The sequence below is a fragment of the Lelliottia sp. EB106-05-01-XG201 genome (assembly GCF_058791735.1).
In genome coordinates, this window is record NZ_JBYTDV010000001.1 from 2099408 (window position 1) to 2117574 (window position 18167).

General features: G+C 53.1%; 13 protein-coding genes, 2 tRNA genes and 1 other RNA gene. 9 read left to right on the top strand and 7 right to left on the bottom strand.

Annotated features, from left to right (window positions below; genetic code table 11):
• Window positions 1–185: 185 nt before the first annotated feature.
• The 4 genes from AC3WS9_RS09785 to narI are packed head-to-tail and all read left to right on the top strand — an operon-like array spanning window position 186 to window position 6845.
• Window positions 186–3929, top strand: coding sequence for a nitrate reductase subunit alpha (locus AC3WS9_RS09785; protein WP_492488045.1), 3744 nt, complete (start codon window positions 186–188; stop codon window positions 3927–3929).
• Window positions 3926–5461: a nitrate reductase subunit beta gene (narH, locus tag AC3WS9_RS09790; protein ID WP_282494510.1), complete on the top strand. Its 1536-nt coding sequence runs from the start codon at window positions 3926–3928 to the stop codon at window positions 5459–5461. The genes AC3WS9_RS09785 and narH overlap by 4 nt, the downstream gene beginning before the upstream one ends.
• Entirely contained in the window at window positions 5458–6168 is a 711-nt protein-coding gene (narJ, locus tag AC3WS9_RS09795; protein WP_492488048.1) for a nitrate reductase molybdenum cofactor assembly chaperone, read from the top strand. The genes narH and narJ overlap by 4 nt, the downstream gene beginning before the upstream one ends.
• On the top strand, window positions 6168–6845 hold the full coding sequence (gene narI, locus AC3WS9_RS09800) for a respiratory nitrate reductase subunit gamma (protein WP_282494508.1): 678 nt from the start codon (window positions 6168–6170) through the stop codon (window positions 6843–6845). The genes narJ and narI overlap by 1 nt, the downstream gene beginning before the upstream one ends.
• 274 nt (window positions 6846–7119) lie before the next feature.
• Here the strand turns inward: narI and AC3WS9_RS09805 are convergent.
• From AC3WS9_RS09805 to AC3WS9_RS09825, 5 genes are all read right to left on the bottom strand, one after another.
• Window positions 7120–7250: non-coding RNA, RtT sRNA (locus tag AC3WS9_RS09805), on the bottom strand.
• Window positions 7251–7290: 40 nt separating this feature from the next.
• Window positions 7291–7375, bottom strand: a tRNA-Tyr gene (locus tag AC3WS9_RS09810).
• A gap of 27 nt (window positions 7376–7402) precedes the next feature.
• Window positions 7403–7487, bottom strand: a tRNA-Tyr gene (locus tag AC3WS9_RS09815).
• A 156-nt stretch (window positions 7488–7643) separates the two neighbouring features.
• Window positions 7644–8486 carry a formyltetrahydrofolate deformylase gene (gene purU, locus AC3WS9_RS09820; RefSeq protein ID WP_282495368.1) on the bottom strand — a complete coding sequence of 281 codons (843 nt, stop codon included), beginning with the start codon at window positions 8484–8486 and terminating at the stop codon, window positions 7644–7646.
• Between the two features lie 47 nt (window positions 8487–8533).
• Window positions 8534–8992 carry a YchJ family protein gene (locus tag AC3WS9_RS09825; RefSeq protein WP_324724399.1) on the bottom strand — a complete coding sequence of 153 codons (459 nt, stop codon included), beginning with the start codon at window positions 8990–8992 and terminating at the stop codon, window positions 8534–8536.
• A 114-nt stretch (window positions 8993–9106) separates the two neighbouring features.
• Between AC3WS9_RS09825 and rssA the strand changes: the two genes are divergently transcribed.
• The 3 genes from rssA (at window position 9107) to galU (ending at window position 12220) form a co-directional block, all read left to right on the top strand.
• Complete coding sequence (gene rssA / locus AC3WS9_RS09830; RefSeq protein WP_492488050.1) at window positions 9107–10009, top strand: patatin-like phospholipase RssA; 903 nt, start codon at window positions 9107–9109, stop codon at window positions 10007–10009.
• Window positions 10010–10099: 90 nt separating this feature from the next.
• Complete coding sequence (rssB, locus tag AC3WS9_RS09835; RefSeq protein WP_282495366.1) at window positions 10100–11113, top strand: two-component system response regulator RssB; 1014 nt, start codon at window positions 10100–10102, stop codon at window positions 11111–11113.
• Window positions 11114–11311: 198 nt separating this feature from the next.
• A complete protein-coding gene (galU, locus tag AC3WS9_RS09840; RefSeq protein ID WP_285146336.1) occupies window positions 11312–12220 on the top strand; it encodes a UTP--glucose-1-phosphate uridylyltransferase GalU in 909 nt (302 codons plus the stop codon).
• A 198-nt stretch (window positions 12221–12418) separates the two neighbouring features.
• Here the strand turns inward: galU and hns are convergent, their stop codons facing one another.
• Entirely contained in the window at window positions 12419–12832 is a 414-nt protein-coding gene (hns, locus tag AC3WS9_RS09845) for a histone-like nucleoid-structuring protein H-NS (protein ID WP_008502781.1), read from the bottom strand.
• Between the two features lie 550 nt (window positions 12833–13382).
• Between hns and tdk the strand changes: the two genes are divergently transcribed.
• Window positions 13383–13997 carry a thymidine kinase gene (gene tdk / locus AC3WS9_RS09850; RefSeq protein WP_282495364.1) on the top strand — a complete coding sequence of 205 codons (615 nt, stop codon included), beginning with the start codon at window positions 13383–13385 and terminating at the stop codon, window positions 13995–13997.
• A gap of 65 nt (window positions 13998–14062) precedes the next feature.
• Here tdk and adhE read toward each other — a convergent pair whose 3' ends face one another.
• Window positions 14063–16741, bottom strand: coding sequence for a bifunctional acetaldehyde-CoA/alcohol dehydrogenase (adhE, locus tag AC3WS9_RS09855; RefSeq protein ID WP_285146337.1), 2679 nt, complete (start codon window positions 16739–16741; stop codon window positions 14063–14065).
• Between the two features lie 486 nt (window positions 16742–17227).
• On the opposite strand from adhE, the gene AC3WS9_RS09860 reads away from it, so the two are divergent.
• Window positions 17228–17875 carry a YchE family NAAT transporter gene (locus AC3WS9_RS09860; RefSeq protein ID WP_492488054.1) on the top strand — a complete coding sequence of 216 codons (648 nt, stop codon included), beginning with the start codon at window positions 17228–17230 and terminating at the stop codon, window positions 17873–17875.
• Window positions 17876–18167 lie beyond the last annotated feature (292 nt).

Below are 18167 nucleotides of genomic sequence, written 5' to 3' on the forward strand. Positions count from 1 at the left end.
TAAAAAACAAATAGTTAAAAAATAACTTTTTCTACCGCTTTGGTGGTATTTGCTCTAATACCCCGCGCAACAGAGCCCGCCCGCCTTGATCGTTATCAATTCCGACCATCTTTCATAGCGTTACCTTCGCTGCAAATCAGCAATGTCGATTTAGAGAGCCACAGGCTCCACACAGGAGATACCCGATGAGCAAATTTTTGGACCGGTTTCGCTACTTCAAGCAGAAGGGCGAAACCTTTGCCGATGGGCACGGTCAGGTTCTGGAAACCAACCGGGACTGGGAAGATGGATACCGTCAGCGTTGGCAGCACGATAAAGTCGTTCGTTCTACACACGGTGTAAACTGCACCGGTTCTTGCAGCTGGAAGATCTTCGTCAAGAATGGTCTGGTCACCTGGGAAATGCAGCAGACCGACTATCCGCGTACCCGCCCGGATATGCCGAACCACGAACCGCGCGGCTGTCCGCGTGGCGCGAGCTACTCCTGGTATCTGTACAGCGCCAACCGCCTGAAATACCCGCTGATGCGCAAACGCCTGATGAAAATGTGGCGCGAAGCGAAAGTGCAGCATAGCGATCCGGTTGATGCCTGGGCCTCCATTATTGAAGACGCAGACAAAGCGAAAAGCTTCAAGCAGGCGCGCGGGCGCGGCGGTTTTGTCCGTTCATCCTGGCAGGAAGTGAATGAGCTGATTGCGGCGTCTAACGTCTACACCGTCAAAACCTACGGCCCGGACCGCGTGGCAGGCTTCTCGCCGATCCCGGCGATGTCGATGGTCTCCTACGCGTCCGGCGCGCGCTACCTGTCCCTCATCGGCGGCACCTGTCTGAGCTTCTACGACTGGTACTGTGACTTACCGCCAGCGTCTCCGCAGACCTGGGGCGAGCAGACCGACGTTCCTGAATCCGCTGACTGGTACAACTCCAGCTATATCATCGCCTGGGGCTCTAACGTACCGCAGACCCGTACCCCGGACGCCCACTTCTTCACCGAAGTGCGTTACAAAGGCACCAAAACCGTTGCCGTGACCCCGGACTACGCCGAAATCGCCAAGCTGTGCGATCTGTGGCTGGCACCGAAGCAGGGTACCGATGCCGCGATGGCGCTGGCGATGGGCCACGTCATGCTGCGCGAATTCCACCTGGATAAACCAAGCCAGTACTTCACCGACTACGTGCGTCGCTACACCGATATGCCAATGCTGGTGATGCTCGAAGAGCGCGACGGCTACTACGCTGCCGGTCGTATGCTGCGTGCGGCGGATCTGGTGGATGCGCTGGGCCAGGAAAACAACCCGGAATGGAAAACCGTCGCCTGCACTAAAGACGGCGATATGGTGGCGCCGAACGGCTCTATCGGTTTCCGCTGGGGTGAAAAAGGCAAGTGGAACCTCGAGCAACGCGACGGCACCACCGGCGAAGAGGCCGAGCTGCGTCTCAGTATGCTGGGCAGCCAGGATGAGATCGCGGAAGTCGGTTTCCCGTACTTCGGCGGCGAAGGTTCTGAACACTTCAAGAAAGTGGAGCTGGAAAATATCCTGCTGCACAAACTGCCGGTCAAACGTCTGCAACTGGCCGACGGCTCTACCGCACTGGTGACCACCGTTTACGATCTGACGATGGCCAACTACGGTCTGGAGCGCGGTCTGAACGACGAAAACTGCGCCACCAGCTACGACGATATCAAAGCTTACACCCCGGCGTGGGCAGAGCAGGTGACCGGTGTGCCACGCGCGCAAATCACCCGTATCGCTCGTGAATTTGCCGAGAACGCCGATAAAACCCACGGTCGTTCGATGATCATCGTCGGCGCGGGTCTGAACCACTGGTATCACCTCGATATGAACTATCGTGGTCTTATCAACATGCTGGTGTTCTGCGGTTGTATCGGCCAGAGCGGCGGCGGTTGGGCGCACTATGTGGGCCAGGAAAAACTGCGTCCGCAGACCGGCTGGCAGCCGCTGGCGTTTGGCCTTGACTGGCAGCGTCCGGCGCGTCACATGAACAGCACCTCCTATTTCTACAATCACTCCAGCCAGTGGCGCTATGAAACCGTCACCGCGCAGGAACTGCTCTCGCCGATGGCGGATAAATCCCGCTACAGCGGACATCTGATCGACTTCAACGTCCGTGCAGAGCGCATGGGCTGGCTGCCATCTGCGCCACAGCTGGGGACCAACCCGCTGCGCATCGCGGAAGCGGCGAAACAAGCGGGTATGTCACCGGTCGATTACACCGTGAAATCCCTGAAGGATGGCTCGATTCGCTTTGCGGCGGAAAACCCTGAAAACGGCAAAAACCACCCGCGTAACCTGTTCATCTGGCGTTCGAACCTGCTCGGCTCGTCCGGTAAAGGCCACGAATACATGCTCAAGTACCTGCTGGGTACTGACCACGGTATTCAGGGCAAAGACCTGGGTAAACAGGGCGGCGTGAAGCCAGAAGAAGTTGAGTGGAAAGATAACGGTCTCGACGGGAAACTGGATCTGGTCGTCACCCTGGACTTCCGTCTCTCCAGCACCTGTCTGTACTCCGACATCGTGCTGCCGACGGCGACCTGGTACGAAAAGGACGACATGAATACTTCGGATATGCATCCGTTTATTCACCCGCTGTCTGCCGCCGTTGACCCGGCGTGGGATTCCAAAAGCGACTGGGAAATCTACAAAGGCATCGCCAAGAAATTCTCCGAAGTGTGCGTGGGCCATCTCGGCGTAGAAACCGACGTGGTGACCCTGCCAATCCAGCACGACTCCGCTGCCGAACTGGCGCAGCCGCTCGACGTGAAGGACTGGAAAAAAGGCGAGTGTGACCTGATTCCTGGCGTCACTGCGCCACACATCATTCCGGTGGAACGCGATTACCCGGCGACTTACGAGCGCTTTACCTCTATCGGCCCATTGATGGAGAAAATCGGTAACGGCGGGAAAGGTATCGCCTGGAACACCCAGAGCGAAATGGATCTTCTGCGTAAGCTCAATTACACCAAAGCAGACGGCCCGGCCAAAGGCCAGCCGATGCTGAACACGGCGATTGATGCGGCAGAGATGATCCTCACCCTGGCACCGGAAACCAACGGTCAGGTGGCCGTCAAAGCCTGGGCGGCGCTCAGCGAATTCACCGGTCGCGACCACACGCATCTGGCGCTGAACAAAGAAGACGAGAAAATTCGCTTCCGCGATATTCAGGCTCAGCCGCGCAAAATTATCTCCAGCCCGACCTGGTCTGGTCTGGAAGATGAACATGTGTCTTACAACGCGGGTTATACCAACGTTCACGAGCTGATCCCATGGCGCACCCTGACCGGTCGTCAGTCCCTGTATCAGGATCACCAGTGGATGCGTGATTTCGGGGAAAGCCTGCTGGTCTACCGTCCGCCAATCGACACCCGCTCGGTGAAAGAGGTGATGGGCGAGAAGTCTAACGGTAACCCGGAAAAAGCACTGAACTTCCTGACGCCGCACCAGAAGTGGGGGATTCACTCCACCTACAGCGACAACCTGCTGATGCTGACCTTAGGTCGCGGTGGGCCAATCGTCTGGATGAGCGAAGTGGATGCCAAAGATCTGGGGATCGTGGATAACGACTGGATCGAAGTGTTCAACAGCAATGGTGCCCTGACGGCGCGTGCGGTTGTCAGCCAGCGTGTGCCAGCCGGGATGACCATGATGTACCACGCCCAGGAGCGTATCGTGAACCTGCCGGGTTCCGAAGTCACCCAGCAGCGCGGCGGTATCCATAACTCGGTCACGCGTATCACGCCGAAACCGACTCATATGATCGGCGGCTATGCGCAACTGGCATACAGCTTTAACTACTACGGTACGGTCGGCTCTAACCGCGATGAGTTCGTGGTGGTGCGTAAGATGAAGAATATTGACTGGTTAGATGGCGAAGGTAATGACCAGGTACAGGAGAGCGTAAAATGAAAATTCGTTCACAAGTCGGCATGGTGCTGAATCTGGATAAGTGCATCGGCTGTCATACCTGCTCAGTCACCTGTAAAAATGTCTGGACCAGCCGCGAAGGTACGGAATACGCGTGGTTCAACAACGTCGAAACCAAACCGGGCACCGGCTTCCCTACCGACTGGGAAAACCAGGAAAAATGGAAGGGTGGTTGGATCCGTAAGATCAACGGCAAACTGGTTCCGCGCATGGGTAACAAAGCGCTGCTGCTGGGGAAAATCTTCGCTAACCCGCATCTGCCGGGCATCGATGATTACTACGAACCGTTTGATTTTGACTACCAGAACCTGCACAACGCGCCGGAAGGGAAACATCAGCCGATTGCACGTCCGCGCTCGCTGATCACCGGCCAGCGTATGGACAAAATCAGCAAAGGCCCGAACTGGGAAGACGATCTCGGCGGTGAGTTCGATAAACTGTCGAAAGATCAGAACTTCGAAAACATGCAGAAGGCGATGTACGGCCAGTTCGAAAACACCTTCATGATGTACCTGCCGCGTCTGTGCGAACACTGCCTGAACCCGGCGTGTGTCGCGACCTGTCCGAGCGGAGCCATCTACAAGCGTGAAGAAGATGGCATCGTGCTGATCGATCAGGACAAGTGCCGCGGCTGGCGTATGTGCATCACCGGCTGCCCGTACAAAAAGATCTACTTCAACTGGAAGAGCGGCAAGTCCGAGAAGTGCATCTTCTGTTATCCGCGTATTGAAGCGGGGATGCCGACCGTCTGTTCCGAGAGCTGCGTAGGCCGTATTCGTTACCTCGGCGTGCTGCTGTATGACGCAGATGCGATTGAGACCGCAGCGAGCACCGAGAACGAGAAAGATCTCTATCAGCGTCAGCTGGACGTGTTCCTCGATCCGAACGATCCGAAAGTGATTGAGCAGGCGCTGAAAGACGGTATTCCGCAGAGCGTAATCGACTCCGCGCAGCAGTCGCCGGTCTACAAAATGGCGATGGACTGGAAGCTGGCTCTGCCACTGCATCCGGAATATCGCACGCTGCCGATGGTCTGGTACGTGCCGCCGCTGTCTCCAATTCAGTCCGCCGCCGATGCGGGTGAGCTGGGCAGCAACGGGATCCTGCCGGACGTGGAAAGCCTGCGTATCCCGGTTCAGTACCTGGCAAACCTGCTGACCGCAGGGGATACCCAGCCGGTGCTGCTGGCCCTGAAACGTATGCTGGCGATGCGTCACTTCAAACGTGCAGAAACCGTTGATGGCGTGATCGACACCAGCGCGCTGGAAGAGGTCGGCCTGAGCGAAGCGCAGGCCCAGGAGATGTACCGTTACCTGGCGATTGCGAACTACGAAGATCGTTTCGTGGTGCCAAGCAGCCACCGCGAACAGGCGCGCGACGCCTTCCCGGAGAAAAGCGGTTGTGGCTTTACCTTCGGCGACGGTTGCCACGGTTCAGACAGCAAATTCAACCTGTTCAACAGCCGTCGCATTGATGCGATGGATGTGACCAGCAAAACGGAGCCGCACCAATGATTGAACTCGTCATTGTTTCGCGTCTGCTCGAGTACCCTGATGCTGCCCTGTGGCAGCATCAGCAGGAACTCTTTGATGCACTCGCGTCATCGGAAAATCTGGATAAAGAAGACGCGCAGGCGTTAGGCGTTTTCCTGCGTGATTTACTCACTCAGGATCAGCTGGATGCGCAGTCTGACTACAGCCAGCTGTTTGACCGCGGCCGTGCCACCTCGCTGCTGCTGTTCGAACACGTTCACGGTGAATCCCGCGATCGTGGTCAGGCGATGGTTGACCTGATGGCGCAGTACGAAGCGCATGGCTTGCAATTAGACAGCCGCGAGCTGCCGGATCATCTGCCGCTGTATCTGGAATATCTGGCGCAGCTGCCGCGCGAAGAGGCGCTGGGCGGTCTGCAGGATATCGCCCCGATTCTGGCGTTGCTGAGCGCGCGTCTGAAACAGCGTGAAAGCCGCTATGCGGTGCTGTTCGAACTGCTGGTGAAACTGGCGAACGCGGCGGTAGATAGCGACAAAGTGGCGGAAAAAATCGCCGACGAAGCGCGCGATGATACCCCGCAGGCGCTGGATGCGGTCTGGGAAGAAGAGCAGGTGAAGTTCTTTGCTAACCAGAATTGCGGCGAGTCGGAAATCTCTGCTCACCAGCGTCGTTTTGCCGGAGCTGTCGCCCCGCAATATTTGAATATCTCTAACGGAGGACAGCAATAATGCACTTCCTGAATATGTTCTTCTTTGATATCTATCCGTACATTGCGGGTACCGTGTTCCTGGTAGGCAGCTGGCTGCGTTACGACTACGGCCAGTACACCTGGCGTGCGGGCTCCAGCCAGATGCTGGACCGCAAAGGGATGAACCTGGCGTCGAACCTGTTCCACATCGGGATTCTGGGTGTGATCGCCGGTCATGCCTTCGGGATGCTGACGCCACACTGGATGTATGAAGCCTGGCTGCCGCTGGAAGTGAAACAGAAGATGGCGATGTTTGGCGGCGGTGCCGCGGGCGTGATGTGCCTGGTGGGTGGTTTGCTGCTGCTGAAACGCCGTCTGTTCAGCCCGCGTATTCGTGCGACGACAACGGCGGCGGATATTCTGGTGATGGCGGTGCTGGTTATCCAGTGCGCGCTGGGTCTGGCGACGATTCCTTTCTCTGCCCAACATATGGACGGCAGCGAGATGATGAAACTGGTCGGCTGGGCGCAGTCCGTGGTGACGTTCCACGGTGGGGCGTCTGAGCATCTGGACGGCGTAGCCTTTATCTTCCGCATGCATCTGGTGCTGGGTATGACGCTGTTCGTCCTGTTCCCGTTTTCGCGCCTGGTGCATATCTGGAGCGTACCGGTTGAGTACCTGACACGTAAGTACCAGATTGTGCGCGCACGTCGCTGATCGATGGATGTGAATAAACAAGACCCTGCTTCGGCAGGGTTTTTTTTCGCCTTTTTGCCGGGTGGCGGCTTCGCCTTACCCGGCCTACGGGTTCGCGGATCGGTATTACAACCCCGGGGGACGGTGCGCCGAAACGAGATGTAAACCTGGAACGAGCGGGCTTTTGCCGGGTTCGTGGTACGCTTTTGTAGCCCCGGTAAGCGCAGCGCCACCGGGGAAAAACAGGTGTGCGAAAGCCGATAAAAAAAGGTTTTTTGGGATTTAATTCAAGAAATGGTGGCGGGGGAAGGATTACTCAGCGCGTTGCGCTTCGCCCTTCGGGTCGTTGCCTGCGGCAACGCTTTCTCGCTTCGCTCGAATCGAACCTTGGTCGAAGCTTCTCATCCTTCCCCATAGGGAATATGAAATATCGTGCGAACAGGAATGTTGGATTTAATCTGAGAAATGGTGGCGGGGGAAGGATTCGAACCTTCGAAGTCGATGACGGCAGATTTACAGTCTGCTCCCTTTGGCCGCTCGGGAACCCCGCCAGGGGTATGATGCTTTGAGCGTTGAGATGGTGGTGGGGGAAGGATTCGAACCTTCGAAGTCGATGACGGCAGATTTACAGTCTGCTCCCTTTGGCCGCTCGGGAACCCCACCACGGGGTAATGCGTTTACTGGCCTGCTTCCTGCTGGAAGCGGGGCGCATCATATCAAATGACGCGCCCCTGTAAAGCATTCCTTAGAGGAAAACGAATCGTTTGTCTGCTTTTTGCCCGTAAAGGCGCAAAGCTAATCAATTCATTTCACAAAGGATTAAAGAATAATCGTTCTGTTGCCGTAGACAAACACGCGCTGGGCCAGCACCTGATACAGCGCGCGGCTCAGTACGTTCTTCTCCACGTCACGACCGGCACGCATCATATCTTCTGCGGTATAGGTGTGATCGACATGAATCACGTCCTGCATGATGATTGGACCTTCGTCCAGGTTATCGTTCACGTAGTGGGCGGTCGCACCGACAATCTTCACGCCGCGCTCGTACGCCTGATGGTACGGACGCGCGCCAATGAAGGCGGGCAGGAACGAGTGGTGAATGTTGATGATCTTATTCGGGAAGCGGGAGACAAACGACGGCGTCAGCACGCGCATGTATTTCGCCAGCACCACGTAGTCAGGATTGTGCGCTTCAATAGCCTGCGCCATCAGATCGTCGTGCTCTTCGCGGGTATGTCCCTCGTGGCTCACCAGTTCGAACGGAATATCAAAACGCTCGACCAGCGTGCGCAGGGTATCGTGGTTGCCGATGACCGCAGCAATTTCAACGTCCAGGCCGCCGTAATTGGCTTTCATCAACAGATCGCCCAGACAGTGCGCTTCTTTAGTCACCAGAATCACCACGCGGCGGCGACCGGCAGGAGTCAGCTCGCGAATGGAGTTTTCAGGCAATGCGCCGTCGAGGTCAGCCAGCAGGGTATTGTCGTTGAAAATGCCTTCCAGCTCGGTACGCATAAAGAAGCGGCCCGTGCGATGATCCACGAACTCGTTGTTCTGCACGATGTTCAGTTCATGCTTGTAGCAAATGTTGGTGATACGGGCGATCAAACCCTTCTGGTCAGGACAAATGGTACGCAGTATTTTGCGTTGGAGTGATTGCATCGCGAGGAAATCCTGTTGAGTGTTTGCTTGTTATTTGTGGTCAGGCGTTATTGCCCGCAACACTTTTTAAATTTTTTACCTGAACCGCAGGGGCAGGGGTCATTACGACCAAACTGCGGACGAGTACCATCAATATAGTACCACTGTCCGCCCTCCAGTAAGAACCGGGAGCGTTCGATGATGGCACCCGGTTTGTTCTGCTCGGTAAAACGGGCGACAAAACTGACAAAACCTTCATTGGGGGTACTGCCGGGCGCAACCTCGAACTGCGTCAGGCCGAGCCACTGCGTATTGGCAAATCCGGCCTCAATCTCCTGACGAAAGTCAGCGGCATGGCAGGACGGATGCCAGGTTTTAATCAGGTAGTCTGCGTCTTTGATCACAAAAGCAGAATACCGGGATCGCATAAGGTGTGACGGATCTGGTGCAACCTGGTTGCCGGAAAGATATCGCTGGCAACATAGGCTATACTCCAGAGCGCTACCACAGGGACAGAGTTGAGACACCATTCTCTTCCTGAAATAAAAAAGTCATGGCGTATAAACGCCGGGTAGCACTATGTTAACTGAGCGGTAGCGATGACGCTACGTTGGTAATCCAGGGGAAGTTAAACAGGACTAATGAGAAAGGTAAAAATTGGTCTGGCGCTGGGATCAGGTGCAGCCCGGGGCTGGTCGCACATTGGCGTGATTAACGCGTTAAAACGACTGGGTGTCGAAGTTGATCTTGTTGCAGGATGTTCTATTGGTTCGCTGGTAGGGGCCGCCTACGCGTGCGGTAAAATGCCGGAGCTCGAAACCTGGGTACGATCCTTTAGCTACTGGGACGTCCTGCGCCTGATGGATCTCTCCTGGCAACGCGGTGGACTGCTGCGCGGTGAACGCGTGTTTAATCAGTTCCGCCAAATCATGCCCTCCGATGATTTCAATCTTTGCCAGATGCCGTTCGGCGCCGTGGCAACCAATCTCAGTACCGGCAGGGAAATCTGGTTCACCGAAGGTGATATCCACCTTGCCGTGCGCGCGTCCTGTAGTATGCCGGGTCTGATGGCGCCGGTTCCCCACAATGGCTACTGGCTGGTGGATGGCGGCGTGGTCAATCCTGTGCCGATTTCGCTGACTCGCGCGATGGGGGCTGATATCGTGATTGCGGTGGATTTGCAGCACGACGCCCATCTGATGCAGCAAGATTTAATGCCGGTGAATCTCCATAACGATGAGCCAGAAAGCGAAAAACTCGCCTGGCATGAACGCCTGCGCGAACGGTTAGGGCGTGCGGCGACGCGACGTTCGGTCACCGCGCCGACGGCGATGGAGATCATGACCACCTCTATTCAGGTGCTGGAGAATCGCCTGAAGCGAAATCGAATGGCGGGCGATCCTCCGGATATTCTTATACAGCCATTCTGTCCGCAAATATCAACGCTCGACTTCCATCGCGCTGAAGCGGCCATTGCCGCCGGCGCACTGGCGGTTGAGAAAAAAATGGACGAACTGTTACCTTTGGTGCGCGCGTCAGCGTGAGCACCCTTTTTGACGACTTCAGCAAAATCTGACAGGCGGTAGGTCCAATAGCATGCCACTATTGATTTATCGTCTGCCAGAGGAGAGACCATGACACAGCCATTGGCCGGAAAACAGATTCTGATAGTTGAAGACGAGCCCGTTTTCCGTTCGCTACTGGATTCGTGGTTAAGTTCGCTGGGAGCAACGACCTTGCTCGCCGTTGACGGTGTGGATGCCCTGGAACAGATGACGGCCATCACACCCGATCTGATGATCTGTGATATCGCGATGCCACGCATGAACGGCCTAAAACTCATCGAGCATTTGCGGAACGAGGGTGACCAGACGCCGATTCTGGTGATCTCCGCGACGGAGAACATGGCCGATATCGCCAAAGCGCTGCGTCTTGGCGTTCAGGACGTTCTGTTAAAGCCGGTAAAAGATCTTAATCGCCTGCGTGAAACGGTGTTCGCCTGCCTTTACCCGAATATGTTTAATTCCCGCGTCGAGGAAGAGGAGCGCCTTTTCCAGGACTGGGATGCGCTGGTCAGTAATCCACACGCCGCCGCCAAGCTTTTACAGGAGCTTCAGCCGCCGGTTCAGCAAAATATATCCCATTGCAGAATTAACTACCGACAACTGGTTGCCGCAGACCAGCCCGGCCTGGTGCTCGATATTGCGCCATTATCAGATGTTGATTTAGCGTTTTATTGTCTGGATGTGACGCGAGCAGGTGATAACGGCGTATTAGCAGCATTATTATTGCGGGCATTATTTAACGGTTTGTTACAGGAACAGCTTTCTCATCAGGGTCAGCGGCTTCCTGAATTGGGGGCACTGCTTAAACAAGTTAACCAGCTTTTCCGCCAGGCCAATTTACCGGGACAGTTTCCGCTGTTAGTGGGTTATTACCATAGTGAATTAAAAAACCTCATCCTGGTCTCTGCGGGTCTAAACGCCACGCTGAATACCGGAGAGCATCATATTCAGGTCAGTAACGGCGTTCCACTGGGGACGTTAGGTACGACTTATCTTAACCAAATAAGCCACCGCTGCACGTCATGGCAGTGTCAAATTTGGGGAGCCGGTGGGCGTTTGCGCTTAATGTTGTCCACGGAATAGGCAATTGAGTTTTATTCGTCAGATAGCTTTACCTTCGTTTTACCGGCAGTGCTACTATCACTGCCAGTTTGATACGTATTTATCCTAATTGATCGGTAACGCGCCCTTTTCAGACCCGGTTTGCAGAGTGAGGCTGATATACTCGACGCGTTATTCATTGCAAAAAAGTTCAAAACTTGAACAGTTCAGGAGATTTCAATGGCTGCCCTAAATTCGAAAGTCACAAAGGCCGTTATCCCGGTAGCGGGATTAGGAACCAGGATGCTACCGGCTACAAAGGCAATTCCGAAAGAAATGCTGCCTTTGGTTGATAAGCCATTAATCCAGTATGTCGTCAATGAATGTATTGCCGCGGGCATTACTGAAATTGTGCTGGTGACTCATTCGTCCAAAAACTCGATCGAAAACCATTTCGATACCAGTTTTGAACTTGAAGCCATGCTGGAAAAACGCGTAAAACGCCAGCTGCTGGAAGAGGTTCAGTCTATCTGCCCACCGCATGTCACCATCATGCAGGTGCGTCAGGGGCTGGCTAAGGGCCTCGGACACGCAGTGCTGTGCGCACATCCGGTCGTGGGCGACGAGCCTGTGGCGGTTATCCTGCCGGACGTGATTCTGGATGAGTTCGAATCAGACCTCTCTCAGGACAACCTCGCTGACATGATTCGTCGCTTCGACGAAACCGGCAGCAGCCAGATCATGGTTGAGCCTGTTGAAGACGTTACCGCGTACGGCGTGGTGGACTGCAAAGGCGTGGAGCTGAAACCAGGCGAAAGCGTGCCGATGGTTGGCGTGGTTGAGAAGCCGAAAGCCGACGTCGCCCCGTCTAACCTCGCGGTAGTGGGTCGTTATGTGCTGAGCGCAGAGATTTGGCCGCTGCTGGCGAAAACCCCTCCAGGCGCGGGTGACGAAATCCAGCTGACCGATGGCATTGATATGCTGATCGAGAAAGAGACCGTTGAAGCCTACCACATGAAAGGCAAGAGCCATGACTGCGGTAATAAGCTCGGTTATATGCAGGCTTTCGTTGAATATGGTATTCGCCATAACTCACTGGGCGAAGAATTTAAAGCCTGGCTGAAAGAGACCATGGGTATTAAAAACTAATCTACCCATTCTGTGCGATGAACCGGTGTGAGTTATGCTCCACCGGTTTTTTTATGCCTGATGAACGGCAAAGTAAGGGATGTAAAGAAGTATACATTCGTGCATGTGGCTATATGACGGGGTGTAAGAAGATGTCTCGGGGCAAATTACAGGCATAAAAAATCCCGTATAAACGGGATTTTTCTGAAGGCGAGGGGATTAATCCTTGATCAGGAAATCATCCAGCTGTTTGCCTTGCTCGTCCATGGCTTTCTTGATTACCGCTGGGGTGCGGCCCTGGCCAGTCCAGGTTTTAGTTTCGCCGTTCTCGTCTACGTAGCTATATTTAGCCGGGCGAGCAGCGCGTTTTGCTTTAGTACCGGTTTTAGCGGCAGCCATGCTGTTCAGTAATTCGTTTGGATCGATACCATCAGCAATCAGCATTTCACGATATTGCTGCAGTTTACGCGTACGTTCTTCGATTTCAGCAGCAGCGGCGCTTTCTTCTTCACGACGTTCGTTTACAACAACTTCTAATTTTTCCAGCATTTCTTCCAGAGTTTCGAGGGTGCATTCTCTTGCTTGCGCACGAAGAGTACGGATGTTGTTCAGAATTTTAAGTGCTTCGCTCATTGTAGTAATCTCAAACTTATATTGGGGGTGGTTTGTTGTCCTAATAATAGAGTGATAATTTGAGATGTGCAATAGGTGAGAATGTAAGGAATTCAAAAAATACTTAATATCCAGCGCTATTATTAATGACGCTAACTTAAATTTGATTACCTGTCAGGCCGATTTGATATCCTCGCTAATCACATAAATTGAGTGCCCGCGTGTTTACTTTTGTGACAAATCTCTAACCGCTTATAGTTACCTCGGATAAATATCAACCTTTTGTATTACTCGTCGCCAGAGACCAGGGCGCACGGATAGTTAATAAATACTGAATTTTAACGGTATTGATTCCACTATAAAAAATCAGGATTTGCTTAAGCTAAAGTCACCAGGATTTATAGCAGGGTGGTGCGTTTACTCTCTGTTTTAGCGCGTTATTTTAGCTTCATGTCTGAAATCTGACTTTACCTCTTGCACCGACTCTGTGCGTGGTGTCGCTGAGTCCGGAGCAAAATATGGTACAATCAATCATCGGGAATATTACACATTGATTAGGGTTTAACGACCAATGGCACAACTTTATTTCTACTATTCCGCAATGAATGCAGGGAAGTCCACCGCGCTACTGCAGTCTGCTTATAATTACCAGGAAAGGGGCATGCGCTCCATGGTCTACACCGCCGAGATCGACGATCGCTTTGGTGCCGGGAAGGTCAGCTCACGTATCGGCCTGTCGTCGCCTGCGACGCTGTTTAATACCCAGACAGACCTGTACGAAGAGATCCGCGCTGAACACGCTCAAAAGCCGGTACACTGCGTTCTGGTGGACGAAAGCCAGTTCCTCACGCGTGAGCAGGTGCATGCGCTGTCAGAAGTGGTCGATCAGCTGGATATTCCCGTGCTGTGCTATGGCCTGCGTACTGATTTCCGCGGCGAGCTGTTTATTGGCAGTCAGTATTTACTGGCATGGTCAGATAAGCTGGTGGAGCTGAAAACCATCTGTTTCTGCGGACGTAAAGCGAGCATGGTGCTGCGTCTTGATCAGGAGGGGAAACCCTACGCTGAGGGCGAGCAGGTGGTGATTGGCGGCAACGAGCGTTATATCTCCGTGTGCCGTAAACATTATAAAGAGGCGCTGGTGGTCGGGTCGTTGACGGCGTTACAGGAACAGTCCCGGCGCTAATTATCCTCAGATCATCAGACATAAAAAAACCCGCTACAAGAGCGGGTTTTTTATTTGGCTAGCAATTAAGCGTTTTTCTTCACTTTCTTGTCAGCTTTAACAACCGGTGCTTCAGCTTTCACTGCAACAGAGTTGTCTTCGTGGAACTCACGGCCGTAGTAAGTATCCAGCAGAATCTGTTTCAGTTCGGAGATCAGTGGGTAGCGCGGGTTCGCACCAGTACACTGGTCATCGAAGGCATCTTCAGACAGCTTGTCAACGTGTGCCAGGAAGTCAGCTTCCTGAACGCCCGCTTCACGGATTGACTTAGGAATGCCCAGTTCAGCTTTGATGCTGTCCAGCCATGCCAGCAGTTTCTCGATCTTCGCAGCGGTACGGTCACCGGCAGCGCTCAGACCCAGGTGGTCTGCGATTTCAGCGTAGCGACGACGAGCCATTGGGCGGTCGTACTGGCTGAATGCAGTCTGCTTGGTTGGGTTGTCATTCGCGTTGTAGCGGATAACGTTGGAGATCAGCAGGGCGTTCGCCAGACCGTGAGGAATGTGGAACTGAGAGCCCAGCTTGTGCGCCATGGAGTGACACACACCGAGGAAGGCGTTAGCAAACGCGATACCTGCGATGGTGGCAGCATTGTGCACACGCTCACGAGCAACCGGGTTTTTAGAGCCTTCGTTGTAAGACGCTGGCAGGTTTTCTTTCAGCAGTTTCAGAGCCTGCAGAGCCTGACCGTCAGAGAACTCAGAAGCCAGTACGGAAACGTAAGCTTCCAGGGCGTGAGTCACTGCATCCAGACCACCGAACGCACAGAGTGATTTCGGCATATCCATCACCAGGTTGGCATCAACGATAGCCATATCTGGAGTCAGCGCGTAGTCAGCCAGTGGGTATTTCTGGCCAGTCGCGTCGTCGGTCACAACCGCAAACGGAGTCACTTCAGAACCGGTACCGGAAGTGGTGGTGACGGCGATCATTTTCGCTTTCACGCCCATTTTCGGGAACTTGTAGATACGTTTACGGATGTCCATAAAGCGCAGCGCCAGTTCTTCGAAGTGAGTTTCTGGATGTTCGTACATGACCCACATGATTTTTGCGGCATCCATTGGGGAACCGCCGCCCAGCGCGATGATCACGTCTGGTTTGAAGGAGTTCGCCAGCTCAGCACCTTTACGTACAACGCTCAGGGTTGGGTCAGCTTCAACTTCGAAGAACACTTCAGTTTCAACGCCAGCTGCTTTCAGAACAGAGGTGATCTGGTCTGCATAGCCGTTGTTGAACAGGAAACGGTCGGTCACGATGAGCGCACGTTTGTGGCCATCAGTAATCACTTCATCCAGCGCGATTGGCAGAGAGCCACGGCGGAAGTAGATAGATTTCGGAAGTTTATGCCACAACATGTTTTCAGCTCGCTTAGCAACGGTTTTCTTGTTGATCAGGTGCTTAGGACCAACGTTTTCAGAGATGGAGTTACCACCCCATGAACCACAACCCAGAGTCAGGGAAGGCGCGAGTTTGAAGTTGTACAGGTCACCGATACCACCCTGAGAAGCCGGGGTGTTAATCAGAATACGTGCGGTCTTCATTTTGTCGCCGAAGAATTTCACGCGTTCTGGCTGGTTGTCCTGGTCGGTGTACAGGCAAGAGGTATGACCGATACCGCCCATTTCCACCAGTTTTTCTGCTTTGCTGACGGCGTCATCAAAGTCTTTCGCACGGTACATCGCCAGAGTAGGGGACAGTTTTTCGTGTGCGAATGGCTCGCTTTCGTCAACGACTTTCACTTCACCAATCAGGATCTTAGTGGTAGCCGGAACAGTGAAGCCTGCCAGTTCAGCAATTTTGTATGCTGGCTGACCAACGATGGCTGCGTTCAGTGCGCCATTTTTCAGGATGATGTCCTGAACGGCTTTCAGCTCTTTACCCTGCAGCATGTAGCCGCCGTGGCTGGCGAAACGTTCGCGAACCGCGTCATACGCTGAGTCAACCACAACAACAGACTGCTCAGAAGCACAGATTACGCCGTTATCGAAGGTTTTAGACATCAGAACAGAAGCAACAGCACGCTTGATATCCGCGGTTTCGTCGATAACAACAGGGGTGTTACCTGCGCCAACGCCGATTGCTGGTTTACCAGAGCTGTATGCAGCTTTAACCATGCCTGGGCCACCGGTTGCCAGAATCATGTTGATATCCGGGTGGTGCATCAGTGCGTTAGACAGTTCAACAGACGGTTGGTCAATCCAGCCGATCAGATCTTTAGGCGCACCCGCGGCGATGGCTGCCTGCAGTACGATATCAGCGGCTTTGTTCGTCGCATCTTTAGCACGTGGGTGTGGGGAGAAGATGATTGCGTTACGGGTCTTCAGGCTAATCAGAGATTTGAAGATCGCGGTTGAAGTTGGGTTCGTGGTTGGAACGATACCGCAAATGATGCCGATAGGTTCTGCGATGGTGATGGTACCGAAGGTGTGGTCTTCGTCCAGCACGCCACAGGTTTTCTCATCTTTATAGGCGTTGTAGATATACTCAGAAGCAAAGTGGTTTTTGATCACTTTATCTTCAACGATACCCATACCGGATTCGGCAACGGCCATTTTAGCGAGAGGGATTCGAGCATCTGCAGCAGCCAGAGCGGCGGCGCGGAAGATTTTATCAACCTGTTCTTGGGTGAAATTGGCATATTCACGCTGGGCTTTTTTCACGCGCTCGACGAGTGCGTTCAGTTCAGCGATATTAGTAACAGCCATAATGCTCTCCTGATAATGTTTAAACTCTTTTAGTAAACCAGCGCTCGATACGACAACATTATAGACGAGGTGCCAGTACTTGCTTAACACACAGTAAAACAAAGGTTTAGTGTTGTTTACTGTTAACGCTTTGCACTAACTTACTAAAAGAGCCTGACTTTAGCATCATCCCTTTTTGATTCTTTCACTCCCTCTTGGTGTCACCCAGATTACTCACTTCTGAGTACGAAAAACATGATCTACATCAATTTACACCGAAGCTGATACCTTTCAGCACGGGTATTTCGCACGTTTATGGCAAGTGTTAAATAATTACAAAAGTAATGGAACCGAAAGTCGCATTGATTATACATATACTTAACACATGAAAATCATAGCGTTTTGGCGCAGATTTCTGGTGAACTATGCTGATAAAAGGCGTATCTTCAGCGCGGTTTTTATCCATTTATTCTGTCGTCTGGGCCATGCTGATTTGCGGAGCTAACTGTGACCCCATTGCTCTTTGATTTTTCTACTTATTTTAAGTTTTTTATCGGTTTGTTCGCGCTGGTTAACCCGATCGGGATCATTCCGGTCTTCATTAGTATGACCAGTTATCAGACGGCGGTTGCCAGAAACAAGACCAACCTGACGGCAAATATGTCAGTGGCCATCATTCTGCTGACCTCTCTTTTCCTCGGTGATTCGATTCTGCAGATCTTTGGCATCTCAATCGATTCCTTCCGTATAGCGGGCGGTATCCTGGTGGTGACCATTGCGATGTCGATGATCAGCGGAAAGCTCGGCGAGGATAAACAGAACAAGCAGGAGAAATCGGAAACCGCGGTGCGTGAGAGCATCGGTGTGGTTCCGCTGGCGTTGCCGTTGATGGCAGGGCCGGGGGCCATCAGTTCGACCATCGTGTGGGGCACGCGCTACCACAACTGGGTCCATCTGGTCGGTTTCTCGGTGGCGATCGCGCTGTTTGCCCTCTGCTGTTGGGGCGTGTTCCGCATTGCGCCGTGGCTGGTACGTTTGCTGGGGCAGACCGGGATTAACGTCATCACCCGTATTATGGGCCTGCTGCTTATGGCGCTCGGTATCGAATTTATTGTGACCGGGCTGAAAAGTATTTTCCCTGGGTTACTAAATTAATCATTTCATTTGAAAGAGCGGAGCCAGTGGCTCCGTTTTTTTTGCGTGAATATCAGCAAATCATATAAATAAAGTTGAAAACTTCACAAGACATAATAAATTCTGCTAATAAAACAGTTTTCTTACATTTCAGTAACTTAGTTTTTCAGTGTCTGTTGACCTGCACATAAACCGCGCAAACACTCTGTTATTTTACTCACACGATACTCTGGGGCTTGCTGTGGGATAACTGAAATGATATTAGTAATTTCAACATTCCCTTAGACGAATGTGCTAAATAATAATCAATTGT

Coding starts and splice junctions, on each gene's coding strand:
- hns (WP_008502781.1), bottom strand. CDS start 12,832: ATGAGCGAAGCACTTAAAATTCTGAACAACATCCGTACTCTTCGTGCG.
- purU (WP_282495368.1), bottom strand. CDS start 8,486: ATGCAATCACTCCAACGCAAAATACTGCGTACCATTTGTCCTGACCAG.
- tdk (WP_282495364.1), top strand. CDS start 13,383: ATGGCACAACTTTATTTCTACTATTCCGCAATGAATGCAGGGAAGTCC.
- galU (WP_285146336.1), top strand. CDS start 11,312: ATGGCTGCCCTAAATTCGAAAGTCACAAAGGCCGTTATCCCGGTAGCG.
- adhE (WP_285146337.1), bottom strand. CDS start 16,741: ATGGCTGTTACTAATATCGCTGAACTGAACGCACTCGTCGAGCGCGTG.
- AC3WS9_RS09785 (WP_492488045.1), top strand. CDS start 186: ATGAGCAAATTTTTGGACCGGTTTCGCTACTTCAAGCAGAAGGGCGAA.
- rssA (WP_492488050.1), top strand. CDS start 9,107: ATGAGAAAGGTAAAAATTGGTCTGGCGCTGGGATCAGGTGCAGCCCGG.
- narH (WP_282494510.1), top strand. CDS start 3,926: ATGAAAATTCGTTCACAAGTCGGCATGGTGCTGAATCTGGATAAGTGC.
- narI (WP_282494508.1), top strand. CDS start 6,168: ATGCACTTCCTGAATATGTTCTTCTTTGATATCTATCCGTACATTGCG.
- narJ (WP_492488048.1), top strand. CDS start 5,458: ATGATTGAACTCGTCATTGTTTCGCGTCTGCTCGAGTACCCTGATGCT.
- rssB (WP_282495366.1), top strand. CDS start 10,100: ATGACACAGCCATTGGCCGGAAAACAGATTCTGATAGTTGAAGACGAG.